The sequence below is a fragment of the Novilysobacter longmucuonensis genome (assembly GCF_046600735.1).
GTDB classification, from domain to species: Bacteria; Pseudomonadota; Gammaproteobacteria; order Xanthomonadales; family Xanthomonadaceae; genus Novilysobacter_A; species Novilysobacter_A longmucuonensis.
Window position 1 is genome coordinate 104,875 of record NZ_JBJMAW010000004.1, and the last position, 18,558, is coordinate 123,432.

General features: G+C 67.7%; 15 protein-coding genes and 1 pseudogene. 7 read left to right on the plus strand and 9 right to left on the minus strand.

Translation table 11 applies throughout. The features are described 5' to 3' along the window. Positions 1 to 66 precede the first annotated feature (66 nt). The 4 genes from ACJQWM_RS06035 to ACJQWM_RS06050 all read right to left on the minus strand — a co-directional run bounded on the left by ACJQWM_RS06035 (position 67) and on the right by ACJQWM_RS06050 (position 4,041). Complete coding sequence (locus tag ACJQWM_RS06035; RefSeq protein WP_332703183.1) at positions 67 to 801, minus strand: cytochrome c1; 735 nt, start codon at positions 799 to 801, stop codon at positions 67 to 69. Positions 802 to 868: 67 nt separating this feature from the next. Continuing rightward, the gene (locus ACJQWM_RS06040) at positions 869 to 2,128 is read right to left on the minus strand and encodes a cytochrome b (protein ID WP_332703173.1); all 1,260 of its coding nucleotides are present in this window, start codon (positions 2,126 to 2,128) and stop codon (positions 869 to 871) included. Positions 2,129 to 2,131: 3 nt separating this feature from the next. Next, on the minus strand, positions 2,132 to 2,755 hold the full coding sequence (gene petA / locus ACJQWM_RS06045) for a ubiquinol-cytochrome c reductase iron-sulfur subunit (protein WP_332703185.1): 624 nt from the start codon (positions 2,753 to 2,755) through the stop codon (positions 2,132 to 2,134). A 341-nt stretch (positions 2,756 to 3,096) separates the two neighbouring features. Then, positions 3,097 to 4,041, minus strand: a complete 945-nt coding sequence (locus tag ACJQWM_RS06050; protein ID WP_411306718.1) for a lytic transglycosylase domain-containing protein — start codon at positions 4,039 to 4,041, stop codon at positions 3,097 to 3,099. A gap of 165 nt (positions 4,042 to 4,206) precedes the next feature. On the opposite strand from ACJQWM_RS06050, the gene miaB reads away from it, so the two are divergent. After that, on the plus strand, positions 4,207 to 5,613 hold the full coding sequence (gene miaB / locus ACJQWM_RS06055; RefSeq protein WP_332704809.1) for a tRNA (N6-isopentenyl adenosine(37)-C2)-methylthiotransferase MiaB: 1,407 nt from the start codon (positions 4,207 to 4,209) through the stop codon (positions 5,611 to 5,613). A 94-nt stretch (positions 5,614 to 5,707) separates the two neighbouring features. After that, positions 5,708 to 5,929, plus strand: coding sequence for a hypothetical protein (locus ACJQWM_RS06060; RefSeq protein ID WP_332704807.1), 222 nt, complete (start codon positions 5,708 to 5,710; stop codon positions 5,927 to 5,929). Between the two features lie 90 nt (positions 5,930 to 6,019). Here ACJQWM_RS06060 and ACJQWM_RS06065 read toward each other — a convergent pair whose 3' ends face one another. Beyond that, positions 6,020 to 7,702: an amidohydrolase gene (locus ACJQWM_RS06065; protein ID WP_332704805.1), complete on the minus strand. Its 1,683-nt coding sequence runs from the start codon at positions 7,700 to 7,702 to the stop codon at positions 6,020 to 6,022. Positions 7,703 to 7,846: 144 nt separating this feature from the next. On the opposite strand from ACJQWM_RS06065, the gene ACJQWM_RS06070 reads away from it, so the two are divergent. The 5 genes and pseudogenes from ACJQWM_RS06070 (at position 7,847) to ACJQWM_RS06090 (ending at position 12,639) form a co-directional block, all read left to right on the plus strand. Next, the gene (locus tag ACJQWM_RS06070; RefSeq protein WP_332704803.1) at positions 7,847 to 8,830 is read left to right on the plus strand and encodes a PhoH family protein; all 984 of its coding nucleotides are present in this window, start codon (positions 7,847 to 7,849) and stop codon (positions 8,828 to 8,830) included. A 157-nt stretch (positions 8,831 to 8,987) separates the two neighbouring features. After that, positions 8,988 to 9,470, plus strand: a complete 483-nt coding sequence (gene ybeY, locus ACJQWM_RS06075; protein ID WP_332704801.1) for an rRNA maturation RNase YbeY — start codon at positions 8,988 to 8,990, stop codon at positions 9,468 to 9,470. An 86-nt stretch (positions 9,471 to 9,556) separates the two neighbouring features. Then, positions 9,557 to 10,426: a CorC family transporter gene (locus tag ACJQWM_RS06080; RefSeq protein WP_330970046.1), complete on the plus strand. Its 870-nt coding sequence runs from the start codon at positions 9,557 to 9,559 to the stop codon at positions 10,424 to 10,426. Beyond that, positions 10,374 to 11,600 (plus strand): annotated as a pseudogene (locus ACJQWM_RS06085) (lipoprotein N-acyltransferase Lnb domain-containing protein); the annotation flags it as partial. The gene ACJQWM_RS06080 and the pseudogene ACJQWM_RS06085, both read left to right, overlap by 53 nt. Before the next feature lie 34 nt (positions 11,601 to 11,634). Further along, on the plus strand, positions 11,635 to 12,639 hold the full coding sequence (locus ACJQWM_RS06090) for a magnesium and cobalt transport protein CorA (RefSeq protein ID WP_411306719.1): 1,005 nt from the start codon (positions 11,635 to 11,637) through the stop codon (positions 12,637 to 12,639). Between the two features lie 108 nt (positions 12,640 to 12,747). On the opposite strand, the gene ACJQWM_RS06095 is transcribed toward ACJQWM_RS06090, so the two are convergent. From ACJQWM_RS06095 to ACJQWM_RS06110, 4 genes are all read right to left on the minus strand, one after another. Continuing rightward, a complete protein-coding gene (locus tag ACJQWM_RS06095) occupies positions 12,748 to 12,933 on the minus strand; it encodes a hypothetical protein (RefSeq protein WP_332704796.1) in 186 nt (61 codons plus the stop codon). 89 nt (positions 12,934 to 13,022) lie between these two features. After that, positions 13,023 to 14,270 carry a DUF819 family protein gene (locus ACJQWM_RS06100; protein ID WP_411306733.1) on the minus strand — a complete coding sequence of 416 codons (1,248 nt, stop codon included), beginning with the start codon at positions 14,268 to 14,270 and terminating at the stop codon, positions 13,023 to 13,025. Between the two features lie 90 nt (positions 14,271 to 14,360). Further along, positions 14,361 to 16,442, minus strand: coding sequence for a S9 family peptidase (locus ACJQWM_RS06105; RefSeq protein ID WP_332704792.1), 2,082 nt, complete (start codon positions 16,440 to 16,442; stop codon positions 14,361 to 14,363). Positions 16,443 to 16,486: 44 nt separating this feature from the next. After that, positions 16,487 to 18,478, minus strand: a complete 1,992-nt coding sequence (locus tag ACJQWM_RS06110) for an alpha/beta hydrolase family protein (protein ID WP_332704790.1) — start codon at positions 18,476 to 18,478, stop codon at positions 16,487 to 16,489. Positions 18,479 to 18,558: the final 80 nt, after the last annotated feature.

Sequence of the window (18,558 nt, forward strand, 5' to 3'; positions counted from 1 at the left end):
GGGCCGACCTGGCAATGACAGGATCCGCGCGCGCGGCGCGGAACCCGTCACGATGACGCAGCGCTCCTACTTCACGTCGCGCCAGTACTCGGTCTTCAGCAACCAGGCGAGAAACGTGAACAGCGCCAGGAACAGGATCACCCAGACGCCCATGCTCTGGCGTTTGAGCGCAGCCGGTTCGCCGGCGTACTCGAGGAATACAGTGATATCACGCACGGCCTGATCGAAGCCATCGGCATCGAGCTCGCCGGGGCGGACGATCGTCAGCCCGGTCACGGGAAGGTCGCCGGTCACCGGGTCGGGCTCGCCGTACTGCGCGTGCTGCACGCCCTGCATTTCCCACAGGGGGTTGGGCATCGAGGCATTCGGGAACAGCTGGTTGTTCCAGCCCAGCGGGCGCGATTCGTCGATATAGAACGATTTCAGGTAGGTGTAGATCCAGTCCGGCCCGCGCACCCGCGAGACCACGCTCAGGTCCGGCGGGACCTGGCCGAACCATTCGGTGGCCTGCTCGGGCGGCATGCTGATCTCGATGTGCTCGCCGAACGCGGCACCGGTGAAGTTGAGGTTGTTCATCACCTCGTCTTCGGTCAGGCCCAGGTCCTCGGCCATGCGCGAGTAGCGCAGGTATTTGAGCGAGTGGCAGCCCGAGCAGTAGTTCATGAACAGCTTGGCGCCACGCTGCAGGGATGCGCGGTCGCTTAGATCGGTGCCGGCCTGCTGCAGGTCACCGCCGGTGGCCGCGATGGCGCTGGACGACACCAGCATGCCGGCGGCAACAAGGGCGAGCTTGCGCAACATGCGCGTGGCCAGGGGCAGGCGCTTGGAAGGCCGGCAGTCGGAGGGCCGGCGGCCCGGAAGCGTGAACTCAGTCATGCATCGTCACCCGTTCCGGCACCGGCTTGGTCTTGTCGAGTTTGCTCCACAGCGGCATCGTGATGAAGAAAGCGAAGTAGAGGAAGGTCAGCACGCGGCCGATGATGGTCTCGACCGGATCGGTACCCGGGCCGGCGCCGATCTTGCCGAGCCAGACGAAGCACACCACCAGCAGCGCCAGCATCAGCTTGGTGATCCAGCCGCGATAGCGCACCGATTTGACCTTGGCGCGGTCCAGCCACGGCACCAGGAACAGGATCGCAATCGCGCCGAACATCACCATCACGCCGCCGAGCTTGTCGGGCACCACGCGCAACATCGCGTAGAACGGCGTGTAGTACCAGACCGGCTTGATGTGCTCGGGCGTGACCAGGCGGTTGGCCTCGGTGAAGTTGTCGTGCTCCAGGAACCAGCCACCGAACGCCGGGGCGAAGAAGATGATGAACGCCGCGGCGATCAGGAAGAAGCCGACGTACACCGTGTCCTTGACCGTGTAGTACGGGTGGAACGGGATGCCGTCGGCCGGCGCGGTCGCGGACCAGCGGTTGCCCTTCGGGCCCTTCTTGATCTCGACGCCGTCGGGATTGCTCGAGCCCACCTCATGCAGCGCGCCGATGTGCAGCACCACCAGCAGCAACAGCACCAGCGGCAGCGCGATGACGTGCAGCGCGAAGAAGCGGTTGAGGGTGGCGTCGCCGGGCAGGTAGTCGCCCATGATCCACTCGACCAGCCCACCGCCGATCACCGGGATCGCACCGAACAGCGAAATGATCACCTTGGCGCCCCAGAACGACATCTGGCCCCACGGCAGCACGTAGCCGAGGAACGCTTCGGCCATCAGCACCAGGTAGATCAGCATGCCCAGCACCCACACCAGCTCGCGCGGCTTCTTGTACGAGCCGTACATCAGCGCGCGGAACATGTGGATGTAGACCACGATGAAGAACAGCGACGCGCCGGTGGAATGCATGTAGCGGATCAGCCAGCCCCACTCCACGTCGCGCATGATGTACTCGACCGAGGCGAAGGCTTCCGCCGCGCTCGGCTTGTAGTGCATCGTCAGGAAGATGCCGGTGACGATCTGGTTGACCAGCGCCACCATCGACAGCACGCCGAAGATGTACCAGATGTTGAAGTTCTTCGGCGCGTAGTACTCGGTCATGTGCTTGCGGTACATCGGCGCCAGCGCCGGTGCCCGCTCGTTGACCCAGTCCATCACGCCATTGGCGCTGCGAATGAAGATGTTGGCCATGACTTACGCGGCTCCCTGGCCGTTCACGCGATCGACGCCGATCACGATCGTGTTCTCGTCCACGTAGTAGTGCGGCGGGACGACCAGGTTGGTCGGCGCCGGCACGCCGGCATAGACGCGGCCGGCCATGTCGAACTTCGACTTGTGGCAGGGGCAGAAGTAACCGCCCTTCCATTCGCTGTCGAACGGCTCGGGACGGATCTCCGCCTTCATCTCCGGCGAGCAGCCCAGGTGCGTGCACAGCCCCACCAGCACCGAGACCTCCGGCTTGATCGAGCGCAGTTCATTGGACGCGTATTTGGGTTGCTGCTCGGGATTGCTGGAATCGGGATCGGCCAGCAGGTCCTCGTCGAGGGTCAGCAGCGCCTCCAGCACCGCCGGCGGGCGGCGCACGATCCAGATCGGCTGGCCGCGCCACTCCAGCACCAGGCGCTGGCCTTCGACCAGGGCGCTGATGTCGGCGGTCACCGGCGCGCCGGCAAGGCGCGCCCGCGCGCTCGGATTCCACGACTTGATGAACGGCACTGCGACAAAACCGGCGCCCACCGCGCCGACCACGGCCGTGGTCGCCGTCAGGAAACGGCGACGACCGTGATTGACCGGCTCGTGGACAGGCGCGCCCGCCACGGCTTGGTTGCTAGGATCCTTGACCCCTTGGTTGGCCATCCGGCACTCCGCAAAATAAAGCTTGTTTCGACGTTCACCGCGCAGCCAGCACCACTGGCGACGGCTCGCGGCTCAAAGACGGGGAAGTGTAACGGAACGGCCGATGAGTCGACAATCCGCAGTGGCTCGAAACCGCGGATCCGGCGGGCCGGAGGCGCCGGCAGGCGTGATCGGGCCGCGTGCCGGCCGCCGATGGTGGTCGGCACCGGCCGTAGAGCGGAGCTTGCTCCGCTGCACGTCCGCCGCAGCAGCCGAGCAAGCTCGGCTCTACGAGCGTGGGCGAACGGGAAACCACCCGAAACTCAACGCGCCACGGTCGCTCCGCGGTAGCGCTCGGCGAGAATGCCGACGCGTTGCACGTAACGCCGGGTCTCGTCGAACGGCGGTACGCCCTTGTATTTGTCGACGTTGCCCTCGCCCGCGTTGTAGCCGGCCGCGGCCAACGTGAGATCGCCGTCGAAGCGCTTGAGCAGCCACGCCAGGTATTCGACCCCGGCCCGGATGTTCTGCGCCGGCTCGAAGGCATTGGTCACGCCGAACCGGCGTGCGGTGGCCGGCATCAGCTGCATCAACCCCTGCGCGCCGGCGCGCGACAACGCATTGGGATCGAACGCCGACTCGGCATGCATGATCGCGCGCACCACCGCCTCGTCCACCCCGTGTGCGGCGGCGGCGGCGGCGACTTCGTCACGATAGGCCGCCACATTGAGCCGCACATTGCTGAAATCGACACCAGGCTTGGCGGTGCAGGCGTAGCAGGTCTCCAGGAAGCTATACCTGATCGTACGCACCGGGCTGGCGTTGGCCACCTTTCCGGGGCGCTTGCTGGTGTAGTGGCGGATGCCGTCGCGGATGTAGGAATAGACCTGCCCCTGCACCAGCCGGGAGTTGGCTGCGCCTGCTTTCGCCGGGGTGACCGGCGCGGCATTGGTCATCCCCGGTACCGCCGCGGCTGGACTGCCGGACGCGTTGCCGGAGGCGGAGGCAAGCGTGGCCGGCGACGCGGCGACGCTGTTGGCCGGGGTGGCGCTGCCGGCCGCGGCGCGGCCCGGCGTCGGCCGCGGCTTGGGCGATTCGCCGGCGCCATAGCGGCTGACCGGGCTGCAGGTGGCCCCCGGAATGCGCTTGCTGACATAGCTGCGGACGCCATCGCTGCCGTCGCAGCGGAACACGGTGCCGGCCACGGCAGGCGCAGCGGCCAGCAGGCAGGCGATTCCCAGCAGCGGCAGTGTGATCCCCCCCCTCATGGACGCGAGTGTCTCCCTTCGCACGGACCTTGCCAAGCGGCGCGTTCGGGAACCGCGATGGGGATCGTCTTTGCGATTACGGGCGGCCGCCGGAAAGGCATCGCGCCTGAAGCCTCCGCACCGCCGCGGTCCGGCTTGCCGGGAAGAACCTTTAAACTGGCGGGCATGACCATCACCTGCCCCCCGCCTGCCCCGGCGCCCGTCGACACGGCCGAGCGCGAACCGCCGCGCGGCAAGCTCTTCATCGAAACCCACGGCTGCCAGATGAACGAGTACGACTCGGTCAAGATGGCCGACGTACTGGCGGTCAGCGACGGCCTCGAGCTGACCACGAACGCCGAAGAAGCTGACGTGATCCTGGTCAATACCTGCTCGATCCGCGAAAAAGCGCAAGAGAAGGTATTCAGTCGGCTGGGCCGCTGGAAAAAGCTTAAGGCCGACGGCAGGCCGGTCCTGATCGGCGTCGGCGGCTGTGTGGCGAGCCAGGAAGGCGAGGCGATCGTCAAGCGCGCGCCGTATGTCGACCTGGTGTTCGGGCCACAGACCCTGCATCGCCTGCCCGAGCTGATCCGCGAACGCCGCGCGTCCGGCCGACCACAGGTCGACATCAGCTTTCCGGAAATCGAAAAATTCGACCGCCTGCCCGAACCACGCGCCGAGGGCCCGAGCGCGTTCGTCTCAATCATGGAAGGCTGCAGCAAGTACTGCAGCTTCTGCGTGGTGCCCTACACCCGCGGCGAGGAGATCAGCCGGCCGTTCGAGGACGTGCTGGTCGAAGTCGCCCAGCTGGCGGCGCAGGGCGTGCGCGAGATCAACCTGCTCGGCCAGAACGTCAACGCCTATCGCGGACCGTATGGAGAGAACGAACTCGCCGATCTGGGCCTGCTGATCCGCACCATCGCCCAGATCGAGGGCATCGGCCGGATCCGCTTCACCACCTCGCACCCGCTGGAGTTCTCCGACTCGCTGATCGAGGCGTATCGCGACGTGCCGGAACTGGCCACCTACCTGCACCTGCCGGTCCAGGCCGGCAGCGACCGGGTGCTGGCGGCGATGAAACGCGGCTACACCGCGCTCGAGTTCAAGCAGAAGATCCGCAAGCTGCGCAGCGTCCGGCCTGACATCTCGATCAGCTCCGACTTCATCGTCGGCTTCCCGGGCGAGACCGCAGCCGATTTCGAGAAGACCATGAAGCTGATTCAGGACGTTGGCTTCGACCAGTCGTTCTCGTTCGTGTATTCGCGCCGCCCCGGGACGCCGGCGGCCGACATCGCCGACAGCGTCAGCGACACCGAAAAGCGCGAGCGGCTGTCGCGGCTGCAGGCACATATCAACGCGCACGCGCGCACGATCTCCGAGGCGATGGTCGGCAGCGTGCAGCGGGTGCTGGTCGAAGGCCCGTCACGGCGGGATCCGAATGAACTCACCGGCCGCACCGAGAACATGCGCTCGGTGAACTTCCCCGGCCACCCGCGCCACGTCGGGCAGTTCGTCGATGTGGTGATCACCGAGGCGATGAGCAATTCGTTGCGCGGACGGGTGGCAACCGCCGAGGCGCCCGAGGTTCTGTAGGAGCGGCTTCAGCCGCGATGCGGGTGCAGGTCGCCGTACTGGATATACCATCGCGGCTGAAGCCGCTCCTACAAGGCCGGTAGATCTCGAGACCATGTCCCGACAGACACCACGCGAAAGCCTGCTGAGCCGCGGCGCCGTCGGCTTCTGGTTCTGCGCAATCGGCGCGGTCGGCCTGCTGCGCTTTTATCTGGGAACGCTCCGGGCTGACGCCTCGGCGATCGACGCCGTGGCCTGGACCTGGCTGGTCGGTTCAGCGGTGATCAGCGTCGCCGGTATCGTGCTGGTCGTGCGCGCGGTGCGCAGCCGGCCGTAGGGTGGGCACGTTTTTTGTGCACACCGTCCGAGTCGCTCCAGGTGGGCACAAATAGCGTGCCCACCTACGGATCACCGCAGATCTCTGCGCTCAATCCCGCGGCGCGCGATACACCTCATCGCCGTCGACGTAGGTCGCCAGCACGGTCAAATCGCGCAACTGCTGTTCCGAAATCGCCAACGGGTCCTGCGCCAGCAACACGAAGTCGGCGCGCTTGCCTACCTCGAGACTGCCGACCTCGTCCTCGGCGAACCCGGCATAGGCCGCGTCCAGGGTGAAGCCACGCAGCGCCTCGAACGCGGTCAGCTTCTCCTGCGGCAGCCATCCGCCGGCCGGCATGCCCTCGGCGTCAGTGCGCGTCGCCGCTGCGAACAGGCCCAGCCGCGGATCGACCGATTCGACCGGGAAGTCCGAGCCCAGCGCCAGCCGCGCGCCGCTGTCGCGCAGCTGCCGCCAGGCGTAGGCACCGACGATGCGCTCCGGCCCGACCCGCTCTTCCGCCCACGGCATGTCGCTGGTCGCGTGCGTCGGCTGCATCGAGGCGATGACATTCAACTCGGCCAGCCGCGGCAGGTCCTGAGGCGCGAGGATCTGCGCGTGTTCGATGCGCCAGCGGTGGTCGGTTGAGCCTTCCGGCCACGCCTGCGCATAAGCATCGAGCACCACCCGGTTGCCACGGTCGCCGATGGCGTGGGTTGCGACCTGGACACCGCAGCCCTGGGCCCGCTCAACGATGCCTGCCAGCGCGGCCGGCTCGGTCAGCAGCAGGCCGCGATTGCCGGCGTCGTCGTGGTAGTCCTGGATCATCGCCGCACCGCGGCTGCCCAGGGCGCCGTCGACGTACAGCTTCAACGCGCGCATCTGCAGGCGGCCGTCGTCGTGCGCGTACAGCCCGTTTTCGCAGATCCATTCCAGCGCGTCGCCGTCGCCGGCGGCCAGCGCGTAGATTCGCAGCGGCATCTCGTTGCGGTCGGCCAGTGCCTGATAACCGCGCAACTGCGACAGCGTCACGCCGGCGTCGTGCACGCCGGTCAGGCCGTGCTCCACCGCGCTGCGCATACCCAGCTCGAGCGCGCGCTCGGCGGTGTCGGCATCCATCGCCGGCATCGCCGAGTCGATCAGGGCCGCCGCACTGTCGATGAATACCCCGGTCGGCTGGCCTTGCGCGTCGCGCTCGATCCGACCGCCGTCGGGCTGCCAGTCGCCGGTCAGATCTCGTTCGACCACTTCCATCGCCGCGCTATTGGCCCAGCCGGCATGGCCGTCGATCCGCTCCAGCCAGACCGGCCGGTCCGGGAACGCGGCGTCGAGATCGGCCGCGGTCGGGAAGCGCTGCTCCGGCCAGTCGTTCTGGTCCCAGCCACGCCCGAGCAGCCATGCGCCCGGCGGCAGCTCGCGGGCGAACTCGCGCAGGCGCTGCACGATCTCGTCCTTGCTCGCGGTGTCGGCCAGTTGCGCACGCATCTGCGCCAGGCCGAGGCCGGCGACGTGGCCGTGCGCGTCGATCAGACCGGGGATGACGGTCCCATCGCCGGCATCCAGATGGGCTGCCTGCGGATAGCGCGACCTCAGCTCGGCGGCGTCACCCAGCGCGAGGATCCGGCCGGTGTCGTCGAAGGCCATCGCCTGCACCCGCGGCTGCGCGGTGTCCATCGTGTGGATGCGCGCGGCGGTCAGCACCGTCACATCGCTGGCCGACGCCGGCAGCCACACTCCGGCGAGCACCGCCGCCGCAACCGCCGTCATCGACCACCGCTTCACCGTGTTTCGCATGCGCCCGTCCTACAGATGAGAAGTCGTCGCATCTTTGCGAAAAAGCACGGGCGGGCGCAAGCTTCCTGTTCCACGCGAGTCTACCTACGCACCCTGCATGCGTACCCACTGCGCCTGGTGGCGCACCACTGAATACAGCTGCCGATGCCTTCACGCACCACATCCGAGTTCACCCTCGACCCGCCCGAAGCCGAGCGCCTGGCCAATCTGTCCGGCCCCTTCGACGGCCACCTGCGCATGATCGAGCTGCGCCTGGGCGTGGAAATCGCCAACCGCGGCAACGTGTTCCGCGTGGTGGGCCCGGTGGTCGCGGTGGGCAAGGCCGAGACCCTGCTGCGCGAGCTGTGGAACGACGCCGCCAACGAGACCCTGAGCGAACCGGCCATCCACCTGCGCCTGGCCGAAGCCCAGGCCGATCGCGTGGTCGCCGAGGACATCGAACCGCAGGAGGTCGCCATACGGGTCAAGCGCGGCACCATCCGCGGCCGTGGCCCGAACCAGGCCAAGTACCTGCACGCGATCGCGATCAACGACATCAACCTCGGCATTGGTCCGGCCGGCACCGGCAAGACCTTCCTGGCGGTCGCCAGCGCGGTGGAGGCGCTCAACGACGGCCGGGTGCAGCGGCTGATCCTGGTGCGCCCGGCGGTGGAGGCCGGCGAGAAGCTCGGTTTCCTGCCCGGCGACCTCACCCAGAAGGTCGACCCCTACCTGCGCCCGCTCTACGACGCGCTGTACGAGATGCTCGGCGTGGAAAAGGTGGTCAAGCTGCTGGAGAAGAACGTCATCGAGATCGCACCGCTGGCCTACATGCGCGGGCGCACGCTCAACGATGCATTCGTGATCCTCGATGAGGCGCAGAACACCACCATCGAGCAGATGAAGATGTTCCTGACCCGGATCGGGTTCGGCAGCACCGCGGTGGTCACCGGCGACATGACCCAGATCGATCTGCCCAAGCACCAGAAATCCGGCCTGAAGGACGCGCTGGAGGTGTTGCACGGGGTCGACGGGATCAGCTTCACCTTCTTCGAATCGCGCGACGTGGTGCGGCATCCGCTGGTGGCGAAGATCGTCGACGCCTATGACGCGCGCGATGCGCAGGACGCCGGGACCGGGGCAGCATGAGCTCGCATGGCACCTTGCCAATGCCGGTAGAGCCGAGCTTGCTCGGCTGCCCGTTGCGCCCCCGCAGCCCCGTAGAGCCGAGCTTGCTCGGCTGCCCTTTGCGCCGCCGTATCCGCAGCCGCAGCCGAGCAAGCTCGGCTCTACGAGGGACCTCGCGATGACCCGGGCGCCTTCGCGCATCGATGTATCGGTGACCTACGTGGTGCCGCGCGCCGGCATCCCGGCGGCCGCGAGCTTCCGCAAATGGGTCGAAGCCGCGCTCGAGGGCCGCATCCGCGAAGCCGACCTGGCGATCCGGGTCGTCGGCGACAAGGAAGGCCAGGCGCTCAACCGCCACTACCGCGGCAAGGACTACGCGACCAACGTGCTCAGCTTCCCCGCCGACCTGCCCGAGGGCCTGCCGGAAGGCATCCGGTTGCCGCTGCTCGGTGACCTGGTGATCTGCGCACCCGTGGTCGCCCGCGAGGCGCAGGAGCAGGGCAAGCCGCTCGGCGCGCACTACGCCCACCTGACCGTGCATGGCGCCCTGCACCTGCTCGGCTGGAACCACGAGGACGACACCGAGGCCGAGTGCATGGAGAAGCTGGAGCGCGAGATCCTCGCCGGGATGGGCATCGCCGATCCATACCAGGCGGCATGAACGGGGGAGGCTCAGCGCCTGTCCCGCATCCACGCTAGACTCGCCCCTGAGCGCCCCTCCCCCGGGCGCACTTTTGCAAAAACGCAATGTCCGAGGACGACAGTAGTACCCCGCCGACCGATATCCAGGAAAAGCGCCGTTCGTGGCTCGACCGCATCAGCTCCGCGCTGTCCGGTGAACCGACCACCCGCGAAGACCTTGTCGAGATCCTGCGCGATGCCCAGGCTGATGGCCTGATCGCCGCCGATACCCTGACGATGATGGAGGGCGCGATCACCGTGTCCGACCTGACCGTGGGCGACGTCATGATCCCGCGCTCGCAGGTGGTCGCACTGCCGGCCGATGCGCGGTTCCTGGACCTGATGAAGATGGTGGTCGAGTCCGGCCATTCGCGCTTCCCGGTCCACGGCGAGGACAGCGACGACGTGCTCGGCATCCTCCTGGCCAAGGACCTGTTGCGCGGGGTGGTGGCCGACAACGGCCCCGGCAGCGTGCACGAGCTGCTGCGCCCGGCGGTGCTGATCCCCGAATCCAAGCGCCTGGACGTGCTGCTGCGCGAGTTCCGGCTGTCGCGCAACCACATGGCCATCGTGATCGACGAGCACGGCGGCGTGGCCGGGCTGATCACGATCGAGGACGTGCTGGAACAGATCGTCGGCGAGATCGACGACGAGCACGACGAGGCCGAAAACCCCGACGCGCTGATCGCGGCGCAGGCCGACGGGCAGTTCGTGGTCGATGCGCTGACCCCGGTGGAGGATTTCAACGAGCGTTTCGGCGCCGACTTCGACGAGGACGAGTACGACACCATCGGCGGCTTGATCACCGGTGCGATCGGCCATCTGCCCGAAGCCGGCGAGGAGCTGACCCTGGGCCGCTACGTGTTCCGCGTGTCCAGCGCCGATGCACGGCGGGTGCACGCGTTCCATGTCGGCGTGCTGGGCGATGCCGCGTAAGCCGAGCTGGTTCCAGCGCGGTTTGCTGGCCGTCGCGCTGCTCTGTTCGCTCGCATTTGCAGCGCCGGCCCTTGCCGCACCGCGCATCGGCGTGGTCACGATGCAGCCCGGCGAGATCTTCTTCGAGCGCTTCGGCCACAACGCCATCCTGGTGCACGAGCCAGCCACTGGCGAGGCGACCTCGTACAACTTCGGCTTCTTCGATCCGACCGCGGACGACTTCATCGCGCGCTTCGTCGCCGGCGAGATGCGCTACCGCCTGCTCGCATTGCCGTTCGAGCAGGACATGCGCAGCTATCGCCAGTCCGGACGCGGCGTCAGCGTGCAGTGGCTCGACCTGGACGAGGCCGACGCGCGGCAGCTGGCCGCGGCACTGGCCGAGAACGCGCGCCCGGAGAACGCGTATTACCGCTACGACTACTTCCTCGACAACTGCTCGACCCGCGTGCGCGACGCGCTTGACGAGGCGCTCGGCGGGAGCCTGCGGCGGCAGCTCGAGGGCCGCTCACGCGGCAGCACGTTCCGCAGCGAGGCGGTGCGGCTGGCTTCGCCGGCGCCATGGATGTGGCTGGCCTTCGACATCGGGCTGGGGCCTTCGGCCGACCGCCCGCTGTCGTTCTGGGGCGAGTCATATGTCCCGATGCGGCTGGCGTCCGCACTCGGTGAGGTCGTCAATCAGCAAGGCCGGCCGCTGGTCGCCGATGAGGTCCAGCTACTGCCACACCGCATCGCGCCCGAGCCGGCCGATGCGCCACGCCGGAATCTGCCGTGGTGGCTCGCCGGCCTGGCGACCGGTGCGGCATTGGTGTGGCTGGGCAACTTCCGGCCACGCGCGCTGGCCGCGGTCGCATTGCCATTCTGGTTCGCGTCGGGGTTGATCGGTGCGCTGATGCTGTTCATCTGGCTGGGCACCGAGCACCGCTTCGGCTGGGCCAACCAGAATCTATGGTTGCTCAATCCGCTGGCCTGGCTGCTGCTGCCGGGGGGATGGCGGGTGCTGCGCGGGCGGGCGCCGGGCCGCTGGTTCTGGATCGTCCTGGCCACGACGCTCGCGCTTGCGGTGGTCGGGCTCTTCGCCTACTGGCTGCAGGCGCTTCCCCAGCGCAACGCGCACTGGATCGCGCTGCTGCTCCCGCTGCATGCCGGTCTGATGCTGGGGTTCCGCGCGCGCAACCGGGCGCTTGCCCGCGCGGGTCGCGGCGGGCAGGATGCGGTCGATGAGCGAACGACCCAATCTGCCACCGTGCGTGATCAACTGCGCCGCGTATAGCCGCGACGGCGCCCGCCGCGATATATCGCTGGAGGCGATCAGCGACGCGCTTGCAGTCGATGAAGGCGGTTTTGTCTGGGTCGGGCTGTACGAGCCGGACGAGCACACCCTTGACCTGCTGCAGGAGGAGTTCGGGCTGCACGACCTGGCGGTCGAGGACGCGCGCAAGGCGCACCAGCGTCCAAAGATCGAGCTCTACGGCCAGTCGCTGTTCATCGCAATCCATACCGCGCAGGCCGCCGACCGCCACATCCGCTTCGGCGAGACGCACCTGTTCGTCGGCCCCCGCTACCTGGTCAGCGTGCGCCACGGCGCCTCGACCAGCTATGCCCCGGCACGCGCGCGCATGGAGCGTGAGCCGGCCCTGCTGCGGCACGGGCCGGGCGCAGCGCTGTATGCGGTGCTGGACCTGGCGGTCGACGACTTCGTGCCGATCGTCGAGGAGTTCAACCTGGCCCTGAACGCGCTGGAGCAGAACATCTTCGCCGAGGATTTCCGCAAGAACACGGTGCAGGAGCTGTACGACCTCAAGCGCGAGCTGACCCACCTGCGCATGGCGGTGGGGCCGATGCAGGACATCCTCGGACAGCTTGCGCGCTCGCGCGACGGACTGATCGATGGCGAGATCCAGCTGTACTTCCGCGACGTGCTCGACCATACCGTGCGGATCAACGAGTCCACCGACACCCTGCGCGAGATGCTGACCGCCGCGGTCAGCGTCAACCTGGCGCTGGTGACGGCGCGGCAGGGGGAGATCGTGAAGCGGCTCGGCGCCTGGGCCGCCCTGCTCGCGGCGCCGACCTTGGTCGCCAGCTGGTACGGCATGAACTTCATCCACATGCCGGAACTGGAGGGGCGCTGGAGCTACCCGGTGCTGCTCGGCGCGGTCGCGCTGGTTTGCACGGTGCTGTACCGCATGTTCAAGCGCGCGCGCTGGCTCTAGGCCGGCGCGCGGCCAGCGCCATACGGGAACGCCGCCGCACGAACAGGCCACCGGCTCCCGCTGGCTGCACGCTATCCGCACAGCCACGCAGAGCCGCTGGACCGCCGGTCAGCGCAGCAACGTGCCGTCCCAGCCGCTGCGCTTGCGCCGGTCCTTGCCGCTGCGGCGGTCTTCCTTGTCCGGCTCGAAGCGGATCTCCTCGCGTCGCACGGTGCCCTGCCGGCGCTCCTTGCCGCTGCGGCGCTCCGGGCCCTTGTACGGCTCGGCCGGCTTGTTGTCGCTGTCGATGCTCATGATCCCTCTCCCTGTGCACGCGATGAAGTCGGACTCTTCCGGGTGTCGTGCCCGGCTGCCTCAGGCCCCGAAAACCCGCAGGCACGGGCTCATGCGGCGATTGCCCGCAGCAACAGGCCGGTGGCGTAGGCGGCGTAGGTGCCGAGCGCATAACCCAGCACCGCCAGCAACACGCCGACCGGCGCCAGGGCCGGGTGGAACGCACTGGCCACGACCGGTGCCGATGCCGCGCCACCGATGTTGGCCTGCGAGCCGACCGCAACGAAGAACAGCGGCGCCCGGATCAGCTTGGCCACGCCGAGCATCAGCGCGGCATGCACCAGTATCCAGATCAGCCCGAGCAGGAACAGCCAGGGCCGGTCGAGCAACGCGCCCAGGTCCATCTGCATGCCGATCGTGGCGACCAGCACGTACAGCATCGCCGAGCCGATCCGCGATGCGCCGGCGCCTTCCAGCGAGCGCGCGCGGGTGAAACTCAGCGCCAGGCCGATCGTGGTGGCGATCACGGTGATCCAGAAGAACCGGGCGGTCAGGCTGTAGTTCTCCAGCTCCCACTCGGCCGGCAGACTGGAAATCCAGGCCACCAGCGGATCGGTGATGAAATGGGCGAAGCCGGTCGCGCCGAGCCCGACCGCGAGGATCACCATCAGGTCGGTCAGCGTCGGATTGCGCGAGTGCTGGGCCTGGTAGGCCTCGATGCGGCACTTGAGATCGTCGATCGCGCTGAGGTCGGCGCGGGTCCAGCGGTCGAAGGTCTGCGCGCGCCCGGCCAGGAACAGCAACACCGCCAGCCACAGGCTCGCGACCAGCACGTCGACCGCGACGAACTGGCCGAACATCGTTGCCTCCACCTCGAAGACTTCCTTCATCGCCGCCTGGTTGGCGCCGCCGCCGATCCAGCTGCCGGCCACCGTGGTCATGCCGCGCCAGGTGTCGCCGGCGACTGCCTCGGGGTGGATCACGCCCATCGCCAGCAAGGCCACCACGCCGCCGAGCATCACCCCGAAGGTGCCGGTCAGGAACATGATTACCGCCTTGGGCCCGAGCCGCACCACCGCGCCGAAGTCGATCGCCACGCACAGCAGCACCAGCGCGCTGGGCAGCAGGTAATCGCGTGCCATCGGGTAGAGGCCGGAAGTGGCGCCGTCGATCACGCCCAGGCTGTTGAATACCGACGGGATCAGGTAGCACAGCAGCAGCGCCGGGACGTAGGTGTAGAACTTCTTCCAGAACCCCTCGGTCCGCGATGCGGTCCAGAAGACGCCGCCCAGGATGATGGCCAGCATGCCCAGCACGACGGCATCGTTGGTGATCAGGGCGGTAGAGGTCGGTGGCACCATCAGTCGTTTCTCTCTTGTAGGAGCGGGCCATGCCCGCGACGCGCTGCGGTCCGCACGCGCAGGCGGTGCAGAAGCGTGAAGCGCTCCCTAGGGGGTCGGATCGCCGCCGAGGTGCGCCTCCAGCCAGGCATTGACCGTGTCATGCCACAGCACGCTGTTGTGCGGCTGCAGCACCCAGTGGTTCTCGTCGGGGAAATACAGCAGCTTCGAATCGATGCCTTGGCGCTGCAGCGCGGTGAAGGTCGCGATGCCCTGGTCGACGGGCACGCGATAGTCCTTCTCGCCCTGCACCACCAGCATCGGCACGCGCCACTCATCGACGTGCAGCACCGGGTTGAACTGCTCGTAGCCCTCGGGGTTGTCGAACACGGTGCCGCCGTGCTCCCACTCGGTGAACCAAAGCTCTTCGGTCACGTAGCCCATCGAGCGCAGGTCGAACACGCCGTCGTGGTTGACCAGGCACTGCCAGGGTTCATTCCAGTTGCCGGCGATCCAGTTGACCATGTAGCCGCCATAACTGGCACCCAGCGCGCAGGCGTTGTCGCCGTCGAGAAACCCGAACTGCTGCTGCGCCGCGGCCCAGCCCTTCTGCAGGTCTTCCAGCGGCCGGTCGCCCCAGTGCTGGCTGATCGCGTCGGTGAACGCCTGGCCGTAGCCGACCGAACCGTGGAAATCGATCATCACCACCGCATAGCCCTGGCCGGCATAGGTCTGCGGATTCCAGCGGTAGCTCCAGCCGTTGCCGAAGCTGCCCTGCGGGCCGCCGTGGATCAGGAAGGCGACCGGGTAGTCCTCGCCTTCCTGATAATTCCATGGCTTGACCACGTAACCGTGCACGGTCTCGTCGTTCCAGCCCTGGAAAGTGAACTGCTCGTATTCGCCGAACCCGACCTCGGGCAGCATCTCGGCGGCACCCGGGGTGATCGCACGCAGCGGCGCGCCATCGATGCCGCCGGTGTAGATGCGGTCGCCGGTGGTCATGCTGTTGCGGGTGAACGCCAGCGTGCCGCCGGCCAACTGCACCGACCCGACGCTGCCGTCGCCGACCACCTCGGTCACCGCACCGGTCGCGATATCGACTGCGAACAGCGGATGCTCGCCGGTGTCCTGGGCCGTGGTGTAAACCGTGCCGCCGTCTCCGGACAGGGTGATGTCGGAGGCCGAGCGATCCCACTGCGGTGCGATCTCGCGACGCTCGCCGCTGGCCAGGTCGAGCGCGTACAGTCCCAGACGGTCCGCCTCAAATCCGGCGCGCTTCATCGCCCGGTAGTACAGCGTGTCGCCGTCGTCGCTGAACACCGGGCCGGCGTCCCAGGCCGGGTTACCGGCGGTCAGGTTGACCGGCGCAGCGCTGCCGTCGGCGCTGAGGCGGTACAGGTCGAAATTGGTCGACCACGGTTCGGTGCGGCCGGCGACGCGCACGCTGGCGACCAGCGACTGCCCGTCCGGCGCCCAGGTGTAGTCCTCGGCGCCGCCGAACGGCTTGGACGGCACGTCGCCTTCCAGCGCCCGGCTGACCGCCACCGCGTCATCGACCGGCGTGGCCTCCTCGCCCTGCGGCAGCTCGGCGACAAACAGGCGGTTGCGGCGGCCGTCGCTCCAGGTGTCCCAGTGGCGGATGAAGAGCTGGTCGTAGACCACGCCACTGGCGTGGCTCTCCTCGCTCTCCCCTAGCCGCGCCTGGGTGCAGGCGAAGTCCGCCCCGCAGTCGCGGTAGGTGTCTGCGCTGAAGGCGATGCGAGACCCACCGGGTGACAGCTGCCAGGTGCCGATGTCGAGTGCGAACCCGGTCAGTTGCCGCGGCGTGCCGCCGCCGACCGGGATCGCATAGAGCTGCGAGGTGCCGGACTTGCTGCTGAGGAAATAGACTGTCTGGCCGTCGGGCGAGAAGCCCGGCGAATTGACGTTCCAGCCCTCCGGGGTGAGCCGCCGGGGCGGCGCGGCGTCGCGCATGGCCAGGTTCTCGATCCACAGCCCGGTGCTGGACTTGTTCTGGTCGAAATCGACCACGCGTTTGGCGAACACCAGCTGGCGGCCGTCGGGCGACAGCGTCGGCGATGAATAACGATCCATCGTGGCCAGGTCGCGCCCTTCCAGGCCACGGGTGGCGGCGAGCGAGGTCGCCGGCAGCGCGGCGGCGAGCATGAGGGCAAGCAGGCAAGGGCGCATGGTGGATCTCCTGATCAAATTACGGGTGACCGACGGGCAATGGATCATTCGGCCGCGCTGGCGGCACCGCCGGCCGGCGCCACGCTGGCGGTCTTGCCGTCCAGGCTGCGCGACAGGAAGGCCAGCAGCCGGGTGTAGTACTCGTTGCGGTTGGCCTCGACGTAGAATCCATGGCCTTCAGTCGGGTAGTACAGCGTCTCGACCGGCACGCCGGCCTCACGCAGCGCCTTTTCCATCATCTCGGTGTGTTCGATCGGCGTGCGCTCGTCCTCGCCGCCGGCGGCGAGGAACACCGGCGCCTTGATCCGGCTTGCCATCCGGTTCGGCGACACCGTGGCCAACTGCTCAGGATCACCGATCCATTCCTCCAGGTAGGTTTCGCCGGACCGGTGCTCCTGGATATCGCCACGGGTATGCATCGTCGGCAGGTCGTAAACGCCGACGTAGCCGACCGCGCAGCGGTACAGCTCCGGCTCCTTCGCGACGCCCATCAGCGATGCATAGGCCCCGTAACTCGCACCGTAGATGCAGATCCGGTCCTTGGCTGCGATCCCCTGCTCCATGGCCCAATGCGTGGCATCGGTCAGGTCGTCCTGCATCGCCTTGCCCCACTGCCGTGCACCCGCACTCTCGAATGCCCTGCCGTAACCGCCCGAGCCGCGGAAGTTGACCTGCAGCACCGCGTAACCGGCGTGCGCGAGCATCTGAACGTCGCTGTCGAACCCCCAGACGTCCCGCACACCGAACGGCCCGCCATGCGGCATCACCACCATCGGCAGGGTCTTCCCGCCGGAGCCGTTTGGAACGGTGAGGTAACCGTGCACGACAAGCCCGTCCCGGGCCTTGAACTCGAACGGTCGCATCGGCGCCATCTGCGCCGGATCGAACCACTCGCGGCGGCTCAGCAGATGGTCGGCGGTCTTCGCCTTGGCGTCGAACACGTAAAAGTCGCCCGGGCTGCGGTCGCTCCCGGTGTACACGAGCGCGAGACTCCCGTCCGCCGTTTGCGAGCTGATCGCCACACGCGTGCCCGCGAATGCAGCCTCAAGGCTGCGGTACAGCCGCGCCTCGGCCGAACCCGCATCGATGAATTCGGTGCGCGGCTCGCCGTCGATGAACCGAACTCCAACTGGAATGCGCGAGCCATTGCGGTACAGGATATGACTCGGGTCGACGGTGTCGTCGCGCAGCAAGACCGAGCGCGTGCCGGTGGAGATTTCGAACCCCAGGATTGCGTTCGGCCCCTGTGCCTGCTCGGCCTCGAGGTACGCCGTTTGGTCATCGGCTGCGAAGCCGATCGGCCACTGCCTCAGCCTGCTGGCCGTCTCGTTGTTGATGAGTTCCCACTCGGCATCGCCATCGGCACGGTAGTACAGCTTCTGGCGATTGTCCGTGCCCGCGCCCACCGCAAAGCGGACCACGCCCTGGTTGTCGGTGACGAAACGTGCGTTGCGTACCGGGGCACGCGCGATCGTATGGCGGCGACCGCTGTAGACATTCATGCGCTCGGCGCGGGTGTAGGGATCCGGCCTGAACGGTCTGACGGAAATGATCACGTGGTCGTCGTCGCCGGGCAGATCGTCGACAAGGGACGCGACGACGGCTTCGACCTTCTTCCGCTGGATGCGCGTGCCCGGACCCGCGCCCCGCACGCGCTGGCCCACCAGCAGCTCGGCACCGCTGCCATCGGCACTGATCGCGTAGATCTCGCCGGTGTAGCGCGGCTGGTCGAGCGCACCGAATTTCTCGGTCATGCTGATCAACACCCGCTCCGGATTCACCCAGTCAAAGTCTGCGACGTGGGTATTCTTGCCCATGTGGAACCCAGCGGTGAGCGTATTGTCGCTCCGGCGCATGATCACCAATCCAGTGCGATCCTCACGCGGAATGGTCGCAGCGTAGTGGTCACCATCCGGCGAGATCTTGATCTGGTTGAACGCGTCCTTCTTGACGTAGGCACGTACGTCAACGGCGGTTGCCGCCGGTGCCGTGGCCAGGCCGGTGGCCAGCAGTAGGGCGGTTGCCAAATGCTTCATCGGTCGACTCCTGTCTAGTGTTGGCGGCGCCTGCGGCGGTCGCGCCGCCCGGCCCTTGGAAAAGCGCGATGACCCAACCC

What these genes read in the sequence shown, in the direction of transcription:
- ACJQWM_RS06095 (WP_332704796.1), bottom strand. Translation starts at nt 12,933, where the DNA reads ATGAGCATCGACAGCGACAACAAGCCGGCCGAGCCGTACAAGGGCCCG.
- ACJQWM_RS06070 (WP_332704803.1), top strand. Translation starts at nt 7,847, where the DNA reads ATGCCTTCACGCACCACATCCGAGTTCACCCTCGACCCGCCCGAAGCC.
- ACJQWM_RS06080 (WP_330970046.1), top strand. Translation starts at nt 9,557, where the DNA reads ATGTCCGAGGACGACAGTAGTACCCCGCCGACCGATATCCAGGAAAAG.
- ACJQWM_RS06035 (WP_332703183.1), bottom strand. Translation starts at nt 801, where the DNA reads ATGTTGCGCAAGCTCGCCCTTGTTGCCGCCGGCATGCTGGTGTCGTCC.
- ACJQWM_RS06110 (WP_332704790.1), bottom strand. Translation starts at nt 18,478, where the DNA reads ATGAAGCATTTGGCAACCGCCCTACTGCTGGCCACCGGCCTGGCCACG.
- ACJQWM_RS06065 (WP_332704805.1), bottom strand. Translation starts at nt 7,702, where the DNA reads ATGCGAAACACGGTGAAGCGGTGGTCGATGACGGCGGTTGCGGCGGCG.
- ACJQWM_RS06090 (WP_411306719.1), top strand. Translation starts at nt 11,635, where the DNA reads ATGCGGTCGATGAGCGAACGACCCAATCTGCCACCGTGCGTGATCAAC.
- ACJQWM_RS06105 (WP_332704792.1), bottom strand. Translation starts at nt 16,442, where the DNA reads ATGCGCCCTTGCCTGCTTGCCCTCATGCTCGCCGCCGCGCTGCCGGCG.
- ybeY (WP_332704801.1), top strand. Translation starts at nt 8,988, where the DNA reads ATGACCCGGGCGCCTTCGCGCATCGATGTATCGGTGACCTACGTGGTG.
- ACJQWM_RS06040 (WP_332703173.1), bottom strand. Translation starts at nt 2,128, where the DNA reads ATGGCCAACATCTTCATTCGCAGCGCCAATGGCGTGATGGACTGGGTC.
- ACJQWM_RS06060 (WP_332704807.1), top strand. Translation starts at nt 5,708, where the DNA reads ATGTCCCGACAGACACCACGCGAAAGCCTGCTGAGCCGCGGCGCCGTC.
- miaB (WP_332704809.1), top strand. Translation starts at nt 4,207, where the DNA reads ATGACCATCACCTGCCCCCCGCCTGCCCCGGCGCCCGTCGACACGGCC.
- ACJQWM_RS06050 (WP_411306718.1), bottom strand. Translation starts at nt 4,041, where the DNA reads ATGAGGGGGGGGATCACACTGCCGCTGCTGGGAATCGCCTGCCTGCTG.